Genomic DNA, 14,583 nt, shown 5'->3' with positions numbered 1-14,583 from the left:
GCACTCACCGGTGCGGAACAGCGGACGCAGCCGCTCCACCACGTTGCCGCACTCCGCGAAGAAGCTGCGGTGGGTGAGCACGCAGCCCTTGGGGCGCCCGGTCGTGCCGCTGGTGTAGACGATGGTCGCCGGGTCGTCGGCGCGGGCGAGCGAGCCGCGCTCCTCCACCGTCGCGTCGGACACGTCCTGCCCGAGCCGGCCCAGCTCCGCCAGGCCCCCGCCCTCGATCTGCCAGACGTGCTTGAGCGCGGGCAGCGCCTCGCGCACCGACTCCACGGCCGCCGTGTGGCCGTCCAGCTCCGTGACACAGGCGGTGGCGCCCGAGTCGGACAGGATCCACCGCACCTGCTCCGGCGAGCTGGTCTCGTACACCGGCACGGTGATCGCGCCGGCGCTCCAGATCGCGAAGTCCAGCAACGTCCACTCGTACCGCGTGCGGGACATCAGGCCCACCCGGTCGCCCGGCTGCACACCGGAGGCGATGAGGCCCTTGGCGGCGGTGTGCACCTCGGCCAGGAACTCCCGGGCGGTCACGTCCTGCCAGGCGCCTGCCACCTTGCGGGCGATCACGGCGACGTCGGGATGCTGCGCGGCGTTTCTGCGGACGATGTCGGTCAGATTCCCGTCCGCGGGGACCTCGTACAAAGCCGGAAGGCTGAACTCGCGCAAGACTGCTGCTCCTCGTAGGGCGCCGGCGCCACGACGTTGTGCGATGCGACGGTGCGGTCCATGGCTCGGGCAAGTGCTCCGGAACAACATGAGGATTCACATGTTGAAATCCTGAGCACGACTGGACTGCCCGGACGTTACCCGCCGGTATGGCGTCTAGGACAGGGGGTCCCGGCGAGATGTTCGCTGCGTCACACACGTGGGCGTTCCTTTGCGCACAGTAGTCCACGGCCGAACCGACCGGCGAGTAACCGCAGGCCTGACCGGCACTGTTCACCTCCGCCGCACACGCCTACGCTTGATCGCCATGACATCCGCACGCTCCGGCAACCGGCGGACCCGCGTCCACGTCGTCAGCGACGTGCACGGCAACGCCCGCGACCTGGCCCGCGCCGGCGACGGTGCCGACGCCCTGATCTGCCTGGGCGACCTCGTCCTCTTCCTCGACTACGCCGACCACTCGCGCGGCATCTTCCCGGACCTGTTCGGCAAGGAGAACGCCGACCGCATCGTCGAGCTGCGCACCGCCCGGCGCTTCGCCGAGGCCCGCGAGTTCGGCGCCCGGCTGTGGGAGGGGATCGGCACCGACCGGGCCACGGCCATCGAGAGGGCCGTGCGCAAGCAGTACGCCGAACTGTTCGCCGCCTTCCCCACACCGACGTACGCCACCTATGGGAACGTCGACATGCCGCAGCTGTGGCCGGAGTACGCCCGCCCCGGCACCACCGTCCTCGACGGCCGGCGGGCGGAGATCGGCGGCCGTGTCTTCGGCTTCGTCGGCGGCGGCCTGCGCACCCCGATGCGCACCCCGTACGAGATCGACGACGAGGAGTACGCGGCGAAGATCGAGGCCCTCGGCGAGGTCGACGTGCTGTGCACCCACATCCCGCCCGAGGTCCCCGAGCTGGTGTACGACACCGTGGCGCGCCGCTTCGAGCGGGGCAGCAGGGCCCTGCTCGACGCCATCCGCCGCACCCGGCCGCGCTACGCCCTCTTCGGGCACGTGCACCAGCCGCTGGTGCGCCGGATGCGGATCGGCTCCACCGAGTGCGTGAACGTGGGGCACTTCGCCGGCACCGGCACGCCCTGGGCACTCGAATGGTGAGGCGCGCGGGCGCGGTGGAGGCGGCGGCCCGGCGGCGCGGTAGCCTTCACGCTGCACACACGTGCGCAGCCCGGCGCACACACACCTCTCCCACCGGCCCGCATCTGGAGGAGCCACCGCGATGGCGGAACACACCAGTTCGAGCATCACGATCGAGGCGGCTCCGGCCGACGTCATGGCGGTGATCGCCGACTTCGCGCGCTACCCGGACTGGACGGGCGAGGTGAAGGAGGCGGAGGTCCTCGCCGCCGACGGACGGGGCCGCGCCGAGCAGGTCCGCCTGGTCATGGACGCCGGCGCCATCAAGGACGACCAGACCCTCGCCTACACCTGGACCGGCGACCACGAGGTCTCCTGGACCCTGGTCAAGTCCCAGATGCTGCGCTCCCTGGACGGCACCTACCTGCTGAAGCCGGCCGGCGCGGGCGCCACCGAGGTCACCTACCGGCTGACGGTCGACGTGAAGATCCCCATGCTGGGCATGATCAAGCGCAAGGCGGAGAAGGTCATCATCGACCGGGCGCTGGCGGGCCTGAAGAAGCGGGTCGAGTCCGGGGAGAAGTAGTCGCTCCGGCCCGGTTCGCGCGCACGACGGTAGCGTTCACCCCCATGCGCACCATCCTGATCACGGGCCCGGGCGGCAGCGGGCGCACGACCGTCGCCGCCGCCACCGCGCTCACCGCCGCCCGCGAGGGCCACCGCACCCTTCTGCTGAGCGCCGACCGCACGGACACCCCGGGCGCGGCACTGGGCACCGCGACAGGACCGGCCCCCGCCCCCGTCACCGACCACCTCACCGCCTGGCGGCCGGACGCCGGCGCCCGGTTCCGCGCGGACCTCACCGCCTTCCAGACCCGCGCCGCGGGCGTCCTGGACCTGCTCGGCGCGGCCCGCCTGGACGCCGAGGAGGTCACCCCGCTGCCCGGCGCCGAGGAGCTGTCCTTCCTGCGCGCGCTGCGGGACGCGGCCCTGTCCGAGCGCTACGACCTGCTCGTCGTCGATCTCCCGCCGCTCCCGCAGGCCCTCGCCCTGCTCGCCCTGCCCGAGGAGCTGCGCCGCTACCTGCGCCGCCTGCTGCCGCCCGAGCGGCAGGCCGCCCGCGCCCTGCGCCCGGTCCTCGGCCGGCTGGCCGGCGTTCCCATGCCCGCCGACTGGCTGTACGAGACGGCCGCCCGCTGGGACGTCGAACTGGCCGCCGTCGAGGCCGTCCTCACCGACCGGGACACCGCCGTACGCCTGGTCGCCGAACCCGGCCCGGCCGGTGCCGACGCCGTCCGCGCCGCCACCCTCGGCCTCGCCCTGCGCGGCCTGCCCGTCGAGGCCCTGGTCGCCAACCGGATCCTGCCCGAGGCGGCCCCCGACAGCTGGCTCGGCTCCCTCCTCGCCCAGCAGCGCAAGACGCTCGCCGACTGGCAGGAGGCCTACGACGTCCGCCCCGTCCCGCACCTGGGCCGCGACCCGCACGGGCCGGACGACCTCGCGGCCCTCGCCGTGCCCGCCGTCAACCCGGTGCCCACCCCGGTCGGGTGGCCCGTCACCGACCGGCTCGCCGAGGACGGCGTGCTGGTGTGGCACCTGCCGCTGCCCGGCGCGATACGGGACGAACTGGACCTCGTCCGGCGCGGCGACGAGCTGCTGATCACCGCGGGCCCGTACCGCCGGATCGTTCCGCTGCCCTCCGCCCTGCGCCGCTGCACCGTCGCCGGCGCCGCGCTGCGCGACGGCGAGCTGCGCATCCGGTTCGCACCGGACCCGGACCTGTGGCCCGCCGCGGGACGGTGAACGGGCAGGGCCGTTCGGGTAACGTCGTAAGGGCGAACCGTAGTCAGGAGCCGCCATGAGCGAAGAGCGCCCCGCACCCGACCCCGCCGAGGAGGAGCGGCCGAGGGCGACCGACGCCGACGCCTGGGCCACGGCCTGCGCCGAGGACCTCGCCGCCGAGCAGGCCCGCCGCCGCGACCGGCACGGCCCGCCGCCCGGATCGGCCGCCGAGGAACTGAGGAAGCTCGTGGACACGGTGGCCGACAAGCTGTCCGGCCTCCAGGCGCCGCTGCTCGGCGGCCTCGCCGGGCCGGCGGCCCAGCAGATGGTGCGGCAGGTCGTCCAGCAGGCGAAGGCCGCCGTCGAGCCCGTCATGGAGCGCAACCCGGACGTGTTCGACCACCTGGCCGCGGCCGGCAGCGAACTGCTCGCCGCCTACCGCTCCGCCGTCCAGGCCCAGGAACAGCGCTGGACCGCCCGGGGCGCCGACCCCGCCCGCCCCGCCGGCCCCGCGGACGGCGACCGCCCGGGCCGGCGCGACCCGGGGGAGGGCACCGGACCGGGCGAACGCATCGACCTGGACTGAAGCCCTGGCACGGCGGGGCCTCGGGTACGGTTGGCCGTAGCGGGGCTCGACCGAAACTGAGGGATTCATGGGACTCACCATCGGCGTCGACATCGGCGGCACGAAGATCGCGGCCGGCGTGGTCGACGAGGAAGGCAACATCCTCTCGACCTTCAAGGTGCCGACCCCCACCACGCCCGAGGCCATCGTGGACGCCATCGCCTCGGCGGTGGAGGGTGCGCGCGCCGGGCACGAGATCGTCGGCGTGGGCATCGGCGCGGCCGGTTACGTCAACCGCCAGCGGTCCACGGTGTACTTCGCGCCGAACATCGACTGGCGCAACGAGCCGCTCAAGGAGAAGGTCGAGGCCCGCACGGGCCTCCCGGTCGTGGTCGAGAACGACGCCAACGCCGCCGCCTGGGGCGAGTACAAGTTCGGCGCCGGCAAGGGCCACCGCAACGTCATCTGCATCACGCTCGGCACCGGACTCGGCGGCGGCATCATCATCGGCAACAAGCTGCGCCGCGGCCACTTCGGCGTGGCCGCCGAGTTCGGCCACATCCGGATGGTCCCGGACGGCCTGCTGTGCGGGTGCGGTTCGCAGGGCTGCTGGGAGCAGTACGCCTCCGGCCGCGCCCTCGTCCGCTACGCCAAGCAGCGCGCCAACGCCACCCCCGAGCGTGCCGAGGTGCTGCTGGCGCTCGGCGACGGCACCCCCGAGGGCATCGAGGGCAAGCACATCTCCATGGCCGCCCGGCAGGGCGACCCGGTCGCCGTGGACTCCTACCGGGAGCTGGCCCGCTGGGCCGGCGCCGGCCTCGCCGACCTGGCCTCCCTGTTCGACCCGTCCGCGTTCATCGTCGGCGGCGGCCTCTCCGACGAGGGCGATCTGGTCCTCGACCCGATCCGTACGTCGTACAAGCGCTGGCTGGTCGGCGCCAACTGGCGTCCGATGGCCGACGTGATCGCCGCCCAGCTGGGCAACGAGGCGGGACTCGTGGGCGCGGCGGACCTGGCCCGGGAGCCGGACCCCGTCATGTAGACCCCTCAGGGGCGCGGGGAGCCGGCCTCGCGCCCCGTGCCCGGGGCGTACATTGATCCACATGGAGCTGCTGCCCAACTCCCGCACGGAATCCGATGGTTCCGCGGTCATCCGCGTCCTGAGCTACAACATCCGCTCGCTGCGGGACGACACGGCCGCCCTCGCCAGGGTGATCTCGGCCTGCGCCCCCGACCTGGTGCTCGTCCAGGAGGCCCCGCGGTTCTTCCGCTGGCGCAAGAAGCTGGCGCGGCTCGCCGCGGCCTGCGGCCAGGTGGTCCTCACCGGTGGCGCCACGGCGGCGGGCCCGGCCGTCCTGTGCTCCCTGCGCGCCGTCGTCGACCGCACGGAGGACGTCCTCCTCCCGCTCACCCCCGGCCTCCACCGGCGCGGCCTGGCCACGGCGGTGGTCCGCTTCGGCGGCGCCCGGCTCGGCGTCATCAGCTGCCACCTCAGCCTCCAGCAGGCCGAGCGCCAGGAGCAGGGCGGCATGCTCCTCGAGCGCCTCGCCGCACTGGGCACGGAGCACGCCGTCGTCGGCGGCGACCTCAACGAGCGCCCCGACGGCCGCACCTTCCGCCGCCTCGCCTCCACCCTCCAGGACTGCCGCACGGCCGCTCCCTGGGGCGGTGAGTTCACCTCCACGCCCACCGACCCCCACCAGCGCATCGACGCGCTCTTCGCCACGCCCGGCATCGAGGTGCTGGGCTGCGGGGTGCCCCTGGACCAGCCGGGCGTGCGCGCGGCGGACCTGAGGGCGGCCACGGACCACCTCCCGGTGCTGGCCGCCCTGCGCGTCCCGGCGACCGACGTGGACTGAGTCCAGCAAGGCCCTTGGCCGCCACTCGGCGATCACCTACGCGCGGGGCCCTGTCCTGCGTCAGACGACCGCCCCGCGCCCCGGGTCGTCGTCCTCCTCGTCGTCCGTCCGCATCCGCGCCACCAGCGTCGCGAAGCCGCCGAGGAAGCCGCCGATGCCGGCGGTCGCCAGCCACCAGGTCATGTCCCAGCCGAGCAGCACCGCCAGCAGCAGCAGGACGGGGCCGCCGGTCACCCCGAGCCAGGCGAAGCGGGCGGTGGTGTCCGCGGTCGGCAGCGGGGGCGGCTCCGGCGGGACGAAGTGGCCCTCGTCGTCCTCGTCGAAGTCGTCGTCGGACGGCTCGGCCACCGTGTAGTCGCGCGGGCCGACGCCCGGCGCGAAGGAGACGGAGCCGCCCAGCGGGCGGGCGGGCGGCCGCCCCGCGGGGTCCTCCGCGTCGCCGCCGGCGTCCCCGTCGGGCTCCGGCACCGGCTCCTTCGCCGGTTCCGTCACCGGTTCCGTCACCGGTGTCTTCGCCGGCTGCTTCTCCGGCTCCGGCAGCGCCAGGTCCTCCACCGGCTTGAAGGGCCGGGCACCGGGCGGGTCCGGCGGCTCCTCGCCGTACCCGGCGACGATGGCCCGCCAGGCGGCGTCCTCGTCGAACGGCACCTGCCGCTCGTCCGGCTCGCCGGCCTCGTGGCCGTCGCGTTCCCCACGGCCGTCGCGTTCCTCACGGCCCTCACGGTCGGAGTCGTGCTCAGCCAACTGCGGCCGTCCCTTCCTTGCCGACACTGGGTGCGAGCCGGCCGATGAAGGCGAGGCTCTCCTCGAAGATCCGGTCCGCATCCTCGTCCAACGTCGCCACGTGGTAGCTGTGTTCCAGCACGATCTGGGTGACGTCCGTGGACGACACCCGGCTGAGCACCCGCGCCGAGTCGGCCGCCGGCACCACGTGGTCCCGGGCGCTGCGCAGCAGCAGCAGCGGCTGGGTCACCTGGGGCAGCTCGCCGTCCAGCCGGCGCAGGAAGACCCGCAGCGAGTGCGCCGCGTGCAGCGGCACCCGGTCGTAGCCCAGCTCGGCCACGCCCTCCTTCGCGATGTCGCTGGCGATGCCCCGGGTCGTGCGCACCAGGTGCCGGGCCACCGGGAGGGCGTACGCGGACAGGCCGTGCACCCGGTTCGCCGGGTTGACGACCACCGCGCCCGCGACCCGCGCGCCGTGCCGGGCCGCGAGCCGCAGGGCCAGCGCGCCGCCCATCGACAGGCCCGCGACGAAGACCCGGGAGCAGCGCTCGGCGAGCAGGCGCAGCTCGCGGTCCACCTCCGCGTACCAGTCCTGCCAGGTGGTGAGCTGCATGTCCTCCCACCGGGTGCCGTGGCCGGGCAGCAGCGGCAGGGACACGGTCAGGCCGTGCGCCGCGTGGTGCTCCGCCCAGGGGCGCAGCGACTGGGGCGAGCCGGTGAAGCCGTGGCAGAGGAGGACCCCCACCTCTCCGCCCTGGTGGCGGTACGGCTCGGCTCCGGGGAGAACTGGCATGTGCTTCACCGTACGCGACCGCACTGACACCGACCAGGGCCGTCGGGCTCATCGGCGGTCCTGCGGGTTAAGGTCTCTGCGAAGCAAACAGGAGGCACACGGGTGTTGTACGGCACGATGAAGGTCGCCATCGGAGGGCCGCTGAAGGTCGCCTTCAGGCCTTGGGTGGAGGGCCTGGAGAACGTACCGGCCACGGGCCCGGCCATCCTGGCCAGCAATCATTTGTCCTTCTCGGACTCGTTCTTCCTGCCGGCCGTCCTGGACCGCAAGATCACCTTCATCGCCAAGGCCGAGTACTTCACCACCCCGGGCGTCAAGGGCCGGCTCACCGCCGCCTTCTTCAAGGGCGTCGGCCAGCTCCCGGTGGACCGCTCCGGGGCGCGCGGCGCCGGGGAGGCGGCGGTCCGCAGCGGCGTGGAGGTGCTGGAGCGCGGCGAGCTGTTCGGGATCTACCCGGAGGGCACCCGCTCCCCGGACGGGCGGCTGTACCGGGGCAAGCCCGGCGGCCTGGCGCGCGTGGCGCTCGCCACCGGGGCGCCGGTCGTCCCGGTCGCCATGATCGGCACGGAGAAGATCCAGCCGCCCGGCAAGGTGGTGCCGAAGCTGATGCGGCCCGGCATCCGCATCGGCAAGCCCCTGGACTTCAGGCGCTACCAGGGAATGGAGCACGACCGGTTCGTGCTGCGCGCCCTGACCGACGAGGTCATGTACGAGATCATGAAGCTGTCCGGCCAGGAGTACGTCGACGTGTACGCCACCGCCGCGAAACGGCAGCTGGCCGAGGCGGCGAAGGCGGCCAGGGAAGCCGAGAAGGCCCAGAAGGCCGGGAAGAAGCAGGACGAGTCCTAGACGGGGGCACGACGGGGAGCCGGGGGGACCGGGGGACATGCCCAAACGCGAGCGCGTCATGCGGATGTCGGTGGAGCTGCCGCTGTGGCGCGCGCTCGCCGGCTACCGCGTCCTGACCATGCTGTACGCCATCGGCCTGTGCGCCACGGCGTACGAGCACTTCGTCCGGCCGTGGGTCGCGGTCGCCTACTACGCGGTCCTGGTGGTGTGGACCCTGGCCACCCTGCCCAAGGTGGCCGGCGCGGCGAGCTGCACCCGGCGCTTCCTGGCCGCGGACCTGACCGTCGCCGTCGTCGGCATCCTGCTCACCCCGGTCGCCGACAGCCACGAGCGGATCGCCGGCGGCGGCCCGACCCTGCCGTCGATATGGACCGCGGGCGCGGTCCTGGCCTTCGCCATCAAGGGCGGCTGGCGCTGGGCGGCCGCCGCCTCCACGGCCGTGGCCGCCGCCAACCTGGCCGAGCGGGGCCACCCCGCCCGCGACACCGTGCACAACGTGATCCTCGTCTGGGTGGCGTCCATCGCGATCGGCTACGTCGTGGAGGTGGCCCGTGCCTCCGAGCGCACCCTCGCCCGCGCCCTGGAGATCGAGGCCGCGACCCGGGAACGGGAGCGGCTGGCCCGGGACATCCACGACGGCGTGCTGCAGGTGCTGGCGATGGTGAAGCGCCGGGGCACGGCCCTCGGCGGCGAGGCGGCCGAGCTGGGCCGGCTGGCCGGGGAGCAGGAGGTGGCCCTGCGCACGCTGGTGTCGGGCGGCATGGTCCCGGTGTCCCGGGTCTCGGAGGACCTCGCGGCCGGTGCCGTCGTCCGCGCGGTGGAGGAGCCGGACCCGCGGGACGCGGACGGCCCGGTCGACCTGCGCCCCCTGCTCGCCGGCTTCGCCTGCGGCCGGGTCGCGCTCGCCGAGCCCGGCGCCCCGGTGCCGCTGCCGCCGGCCGCGGCCCGCGAGGTGGCCGCCGCGGTCGGGGCCGCGCTGGACAACGTGCGCAGGCACGCCGGCCCCGGGGCGCGGGCCTGGATCCTGGTGGAGGACGAGCCGGGGGAGATCGTCGTCACCGTGCGGGACGACGGCCCCGGCATCCCCGAGGGCCGGCTCGCGCAGGCCGAGGGGGAGGGCCGGCTCGGGGTGGCCCTGTCGATCCGGGGCCGGCTGCGCGACCTCGGCGGCAGCGCCGAGATCGTCTCGGTCCCGGGGCAGGGCACGGAAGTGGAACTGAAGGTACCGAAGGGCGCCGTGCGGGCGCGGGGGAAGAAGGCGGAGCAGCGATGACACAGCAGCGGGACCCGATCAGGGTCATGGTGGTGGACGACCACCCGATGTGGCGGGACGCGGTCGCCCGTGACCTGGCCGAGTCGGGCTTCGAGGTGGTCGCCACCGCCGGTGACGGCGAGCAGGCGGTCCGCCGCGCCCGGGCCGCCGCCCCGGACGTCCTGGTGCTGGACCTCAACCTGCCCGCCAAGCCCGGCGTCCAGGTGTGCAAGGAAGTCGTGGGCCACAACCCGGCGTTGCGGGTCCTGGTCCTCTCGGCGAGCGGAGAGCACGCGGACGTGCTGGAGGCGGTGAAGTCCGGCGCGACCGGCTACCTGCTGAAGTCGGCCTCCACCGAGGAACTGCTGGACGCGGTGCGCCGTACCGCCGTGGGTGACGCGGTGTTCACGCCGGGGCTGGCCGGACTGGTCCTCGGCGAGTACCGGCGGCTGGCGGCCGAGCCGGTGCCCGCCCCGGACGCCGGCGAGCCGGGCGCGCCCCGGCTGACGGACCGGGAGACCGAGGTGCTGCGGCTGGTGGCGAAGGGCCTGAGCTACAAGCAGATCGCCGAACGGCTCGTCATCTCCCACCGCACGGTCCAGAACCACGTGCAGAACACCCTGGGCAAACTGCAGCTGCACAACAGGGTGGAGCTGGTGCGGTACGCGATCGAGCGCGGTCTCGACGACGCGTGACGCGCCGGAATCACCCTTCCCGCCTCTCCCGATGTGACGCGGATCACCACTAGCGTGACTCTCTGTCAGGGAACCGCGGTGAAGGGACAATTCCATGCGGGTCGGAGTACTGACCGGAGGCGGCGACTGCCCCGGGCTCAACGCCGTCATCCGGGCCATCGTGCGCAAGGGCGTACAGGAGTACGGCTATGACTTCGTCGGCTTCCGGGACGGCTGGCGCGGACCGCTCGAAGGCGACAGCGTGCGCCTCGACATCCCCGCGGTGCGCGGCATCCTGCCCCGCGGCGGCACCGTCCTCGGCTCCTCGCGCACCAACCCCCTCAAGGTGGAGGGGGGCATCCGCCGGATCAAGGACAACCTGGCCAAGCAGGAGATCGACGCCCTCGTCACGATCGGCGGCGAGGACACCCTGGGCGTCGCCGCGCGCCTGTCCGACGAGTACGGCGTGCCGTGCGTGGGCGTGCCCAAGACCATCGACAACGACCTGTCCGCCACCGACTACACCTTCGGCTTCGACACCGCCGTCGGCATCGCCACCGAGGCCATCGACCGGCTGCACACCACCGCCGAGTCCCACATGCGGGTGCTGGTCTGCGAGGTGATGGGCCGGCACGCCGGCTGGATCGCCCTGCACTCGGGCCTGGCCGGCGGTGCCAACGTCATCCTCATCCCCGAGCAGCGCTTCGACCTCGACCAGGTGTGCGCCTGGATCACCTCCCGCTTCCGGGCGTCGTACGCGCCGATCGTGGTCGTCGCCGAGGGCGCCATGCCGAAGGACGGCGAGATGGTGCTCAAGGACGGGTCGCTGGACTCCTTCGGACACGTCCGGCTCTCCGGGGTCGGCGAGTGGCTGGCCAAGGAGATCGAGAAGCGCACCGGCAAGGAAGCCCGCACCACCGTCCTCGGCCACATCCAGCGCGGCGGCACCCCCAGCGCCTTCGACCGCTGGCTCGCCACCCGCTTCGGCCTGCACGCCGTCGACTGCGTGCACGACGGCGACTTCGGCACCATGGTCGCCCTGCGCGGCACCGACATCGTCCGCGTCCCGATCGCCGAGGCCACCGCCCGGCTGAAGACGGTGGACCCGGCGCTGTACACGGAGGCCGGGGTGTTCTTCGGCTGACGGGGCCCGGACGGCTACACGGTCGTGCGGCGCAGCCGGCCGATCAGCTCCCGTACGACCGCGGCCCCGTTCAGCGTCAGCACCGACTCGGGGTGGAACTGCACGCCCGCGAAGCCGGGGCCGCGCAGCGCGTGCACCTCCCCGTTCTCCGCCCGGCTCACCTCCACCCCGTGCGCGGCCAGCTCCCGGGCCGCGTCCTCGTCGCAGCGCGCGACGAAGCTGTTGTAGAAACCGACGGTCTCGGTCCGCCCGAACAGGTCGATCCCGGTCTGCGCGCCCTGGAACGGCACCTCCTTGCGGACGATCTCCAGGCCCAGCTCGGCCGCGATCAGCTCGTGCCCGAGGCAGACGCCGAGCACCCCGTGCGGATGGGTCCGGAGCACCTCGGCGGTCAGGCCGCGCAGGAACCGCATCCTGGGGTCGCCGAGGTCCCGGGGGTCGCCGGGACCCGGCCCCAGGACGACCGGCCCCGGGTGGGCGAGCACCGCCTCCCGCAGCCCGGGCTCGTCGTGGCGCCGGACGGTCACGTCGAGCCCGCCCGAGCGCAGGACGTGCGCCAGCATCGCGGTGAAGGTGTCCTCGCCGTCCACGACGAGGGCGTGGCCCGCCAGGGCGTCGGACCGCTCCTGCATCCGCAGCCAGAACGGGGCGAGCCCGGCCCGCCGCCCGTCCAGCGCGGCCCGCACCCGCGGGTCGTCCGCCAGCCGCGGCAGCTCCCGTTCCCGGCGCGGCCGGGCCGGGCCCACCCCGAGGGCGGCCAGCACGCCCGCCGCCTTCGCGTGGGTCTCCGCGACCTCGCCGGCCGGGTCCGAGCCGCGCACCAGCGTCGCCCCGACGGGCACGCGCAGCCGGCCGTCGGCCGAGATGTCGGCGGTACGGATCAGGATGGGCGAGTCGAGGGTCTGCGCGCCCCCGGCGTCCCGGCCGAGCAGCGCCAGGGCACCGGCGTAGTAGCCGCGCCCGACGCCGTCCCGCCCGAGGGGCTCGTACCGCTCGATCACCCGGCAGGCGTTCTGCACCGGCGAGCCGGTGACGGTCGCCGCGAACATCGTCTCCCGCAGCACCTCCCGCGCGTCCAGGGAGGACTTCCCGCGCAGCTCGTACTCGGTGTGCGCGAGGTGCGCCATCTCCTTCAGCCGGGGGCCGACGACGACCCCGCCCATGTCGCCGACGGTGCACATCATCTTCAGTTCCTCGTCGACCACCATCGACAGCTCCTCGGTCTCCTTGCCGTCGGCGAGGAACTCCAGCAGGTGCTCCGGGGTGGGCCCCCCGGCGGGATAGCGGTACGTCCCGCTGATCGGGTTCATCACCACGGTCCCGCCGCTCATCCGGACGTGCACCTCCGGGCTCGCCCCGACCAGCGTGCGGTCCCCGGTGTGCACGACGAACGTCCAGTACGCGCCCCGCTCGTCCGCCAGCAGCCGCCGGAACAGCGCGAGCGCGTCCGCGCGGCCGAAGCCCGGGATCCGGCCCTCGTAGGTGCGCCGGATGACGAAGTTCGCGCCCTCGCCCCGGCCGATCTCCTCGCGCAGCACCCGTCCGACGATCTCGCCGTACTCCTCGTCGCCGACGTCGAAGCCCCCGCCCTCCACCCGCACCTCGTGCGCCGGGAGCCGGTCCAGCGCCTCGGCGAGCGGGACCTCGTACCGCTCCTCGGGCGTCAGCACCAGCAGCGGGGTGCCGTCGTCACGGACGTCGAAGCCGCGCTCGCGCAGCTGCCGGAAGGGGACGAGGGCGAGCCCCTCGTCGGGCAGGTCGGCGAGCCGGTCCCGGCCGGTCACCGGGCCGAGCAGCACCTCCACCGGGTGCTCGTCGCGGCCCGGGGCGCGGCGGCGCAGCAGGGCGAAGGGCCGGGGGTCGTGCAGCAGCCGGGTCAGGTCCATGGTTCCTCTTCCGTCGGTGATGACGCGGTGTGGAGGAACGGCCCCGGGAAACGCCGAAGGCCGCCCCTCGGGCGGCCTTCGCGGAGTTCGTGGTGCGCGCGATCAGTGGGCCGCCGGAGAAGCGGTCCACCACCAGTTCTGGATCGACGGCGCGAACATGCGGGGAACCCTACCGCATGCCCGCACTCCGTATGTCCGCACTCTGTATGCCGTGTCTCATTACCTGAGCACCGGCGGGAACGCACGACATCACCCCGTAATGTGGAGCTCGTGACCGTGAACGCTAAGACCAGCGCGAGCGCTGGCAACACCTGGCGAAACCTGCCCGCGGCGCAGCAGCCCGAGTACCCCGACCCCGAGGCTCTGCGCGCAGTGATCGCGGACCTCGAGTCGTATCCGCCGCTCGTCTTCGCGGGCGAGTGCGACCAGCTGCGCGCCCGGATGGCGGCCGTCGCCAAGGGAGAGGCGTTCCTCCTCCAGGGCGGCGACTGCGCCGAGGCCTTCGACGCGGTGTCCGCCGACCACATCCGCAACAAGCTCAAGACGCTGCTCCAGATGGGCGCCGTGCTGACCTACGCGGCCTCCGTGCCCGTGGTGAAGGTCGGCCGGATCGCCGGGCAGTACTCCAAGCCCCGCTCCAAGCCGACCGAGACCCGCGACGGCGTGACGCTCCCGGTGTACCGGGGAGACTCCGTCAACGGCTTCGACTTCACCGAGGCCAGCCGCATCCCGGACCCGGAGCGGCTGAAGCGGATGTACCACGCCTCGGCGTCCACGCTGAACCTGGTGCGTGCCTTCACCACCGGCGGTTACGCCGACCTGCGCCAGGTGCACGCCTGGAACCAGGACTTCGTGCGCACCTCCCCCTCGGGCCAGCGCTACGAGCAGCTCGCGCGCGAGATCGACAACGCGCTGAACTTCATGCGGGCCTGCAGCACCGACCCGGAGGAGTTCAAGACCGTCGAGTTCTTCTCCTCGCACGAGGCGCTGCTGCTGGACTACGAGTCCGCCCTGACCAGGGTCGACTCCCGCACCGGCAAGCTGTACGACGTCTCGGCGCACATGGTGTGGATCGGCGAGCGCACCCGGCAGCTGGACCACGCGCACATCGAGTTCGCCTCCCGGATCAGCAACCCGATCGGCATCAAGCTCGGCCCGAACACCACGGCCGAGGAGGCGCTGCGGTACATCGACCGCCTCGACCCCGAGCGGGAGCCGGGCCGGCTGACCTTCATCGTCCGCATGGGCGCCGGCAAGATCCGCGACAAGCTCCCCGAGCTGGTCGAGAAGGTCACGGCGTCCG

At 73.6% G+C, this 14,583-nt stretch carries 16 protein-coding genes; 11 read left to right on the top strand and 5 right to left on the bottom strand.

Annotation, left to right across the window (positions count from 1 at the left end):
• The coding region (locus IE312_RS41050) for an AMP-binding protein (RefSeq protein ID WP_229900209.1) at nucleotides 1–669 on the bottom strand (669 nt) is incomplete at its 3' end.
• 307 nt (nucleotides 670–976) lie between these two features.
• Between IE312_RS41050 and IE312_RS20700 the strand changes: the two genes are divergently transcribed.
• The 6 genes from IE312_RS20700 to IE312_RS20675 all read left to right on the top strand — a co-directional run bounded on the left by IE312_RS20700 (nucleotide 977) and on the right by IE312_RS20675 (nucleotide 5,959).
• Nucleotides 977–1,774, top strand: a complete 798-nt coding sequence (locus tag IE312_RS20700; RefSeq protein ID WP_189983848.1) for a metallophosphoesterase family protein — start codon at nucleotides 977–979, stop codon at nucleotides 1,772–1,774.
• Nucleotides 1,775–1,895: 121 nt separating this feature from the next.
• Nucleotides 1,896–2,339 (top strand): SRPBCC family protein, encoded by a 444-nt coding sequence (locus IE312_RS20695; RefSeq protein WP_189983847.1) that lies wholly within the window; start codon nucleotides 1,896–1,898, stop codon nucleotides 2,337–2,339.
• A 44-nt stretch (nucleotides 2,340–2,383) separates the two neighbouring features.
• A complete protein-coding gene (locus tag IE312_RS20690) occupies nucleotides 2,384–3,556 on the top strand; it encodes an ArsA family ATPase (protein ID WP_189983846.1) in 1,173 nt (390 codons plus the stop codon).
• Between the two features lie 55 nt (nucleotides 3,557–3,611).
• Nucleotides 3,612–4,121, top strand: a complete 510-nt coding sequence (locus IE312_RS20685) for a DUF5304 domain-containing protein (protein ID WP_189983845.1) — start codon at nucleotides 3,612–3,614, stop codon at nucleotides 4,119–4,121.
• Between the two features lie 67 nt (nucleotides 4,122–4,188).
• Nucleotides 4,189–5,142, top strand: coding sequence for an ROK family glucokinase (locus tag IE312_RS20680; protein ID WP_189983844.1), 954 nt, complete (start codon nucleotides 4,189–4,191; stop codon nucleotides 5,140–5,142).
• Between the two features lie 61 nt (nucleotides 5,143–5,203).
• On the top strand, nucleotides 5,204–5,959 hold the full coding sequence (locus IE312_RS20675; RefSeq protein WP_189983843.1) for an endonuclease/exonuclease/phosphatase family protein: 756 nt from the start codon (nucleotides 5,204–5,206) through the stop codon (nucleotides 5,957–5,959).
• Nucleotides 5,960–6,019: 60 nt separating this feature from the next.
• Here the strand turns inward: IE312_RS20675 and IE312_RS20670 are convergent, their stop codons facing one another.
• Complete coding sequence (locus IE312_RS20670) at nucleotides 6,020–6,703, bottom strand: hypothetical protein (RefSeq protein WP_189983842.1); 684 nt, start codon at nucleotides 6,701–6,703, stop codon at nucleotides 6,020–6,022.
• Entirely contained in the window at nucleotides 6,696–7,475 is a 780-nt protein-coding gene (locus IE312_RS20665; protein WP_189983841.1) for an alpha/beta hydrolase, read from the bottom strand. The genes IE312_RS20670 and IE312_RS20665 overlap by 8 nt, the downstream gene beginning before the upstream one ends.
• Nucleotides 7,476–7,580: 105 nt before the next feature.
• Here IE312_RS20665 and IE312_RS20660 point away from each other — a divergent pair, with 105 nt between their 5' ends.
• The 4 genes from IE312_RS20660 (at nucleotide 7,581) to IE312_RS20645 (ending at nucleotide 11,394) form a co-directional block, all read left to right on the top strand.
• Nucleotides 7,581–8,324: a lysophospholipid acyltransferase family protein gene (locus IE312_RS20660; RefSeq protein WP_189983863.1), complete on the top strand. Its 744-nt coding sequence runs from the start codon at nucleotides 7,581–7,583 to the stop codon at nucleotides 8,322–8,324.
• Nucleotides 8,325–8,361: 37 nt separating this feature from the next.
• A complete protein-coding gene (gene macS / locus IE312_RS20655) occupies nucleotides 8,362–9,597 on the top strand; it encodes a MacS family sensor histidine kinase (RefSeq protein WP_189983840.1) in 1,236 nt (411 codons plus the stop codon).
• Entirely contained in the window at nucleotides 9,594–10,271 is a 678-nt protein-coding gene (locus tag IE312_RS20650) for a response regulator (RefSeq protein ID WP_189983839.1), read from the top strand. The genes macS and IE312_RS20650 overlap by 4 nt, the downstream gene beginning before the upstream one ends.
• 94 nt (nucleotides 10,272–10,365) lie before the next feature.
• On the top strand, nucleotides 10,366–11,394 hold the full coding sequence (locus IE312_RS20645; RefSeq protein WP_189983838.1) for a 6-phosphofructokinase: 1,029 nt from the start codon (nucleotides 10,366–10,368) through the stop codon (nucleotides 11,392–11,394).
• A 14-nt stretch (nucleotides 11,395–11,408) separates the two neighbouring features.
• Here IE312_RS20645 and IE312_RS20640 read toward each other — a convergent pair whose 3' ends face one another.
• Together IE312_RS20640 and IE312_RS44180 are read right to left on the bottom strand one after the other, a co-directional pair.
• Entirely contained in the window at nucleotides 11,409–13,280 is a 1,872-nt protein-coding gene (locus IE312_RS20640; protein WP_189983837.1) for an anthranilate synthase family protein, read from the bottom strand.
• Between the two features lie 102 nt (nucleotides 13,281–13,382).
• Nucleotides 13,383–13,439 (bottom strand): trp operon leader peptide, encoded by a 57-nt coding sequence (locus tag IE312_RS44180; protein WP_079060191.1) that lies wholly within the window; start codon nucleotides 13,437–13,439, stop codon nucleotides 13,383–13,385.
• Nucleotides 13,440–13,550: 111 nt separating this feature from the next.
• Here IE312_RS44180 and IE312_RS20630 point away from each other — a divergent pair.
• Nucleotides 13,551–14,583 (top strand): 3-deoxy-7-phosphoheptulonate synthase class II (locus IE312_RS20630; RefSeq protein WP_229900208.1); only part of this gene is annotated, 1,033 nt, incomplete at its 3' end.

Origin of the sequence: Streptomyces capoamus, assembly GCF_014654935.1 — a bacterium.
Taxonomy (GTDB): Bacteria; Actinomycetota; Actinomycetes; order Streptomycetales; family Streptomycetaceae; genus Streptomyces; species Streptomyces capoamus.
Note: the sequence above shows the minus strand (reverse complement) of the source record. Positions and strands in the feature narration are given on the sequence as shown.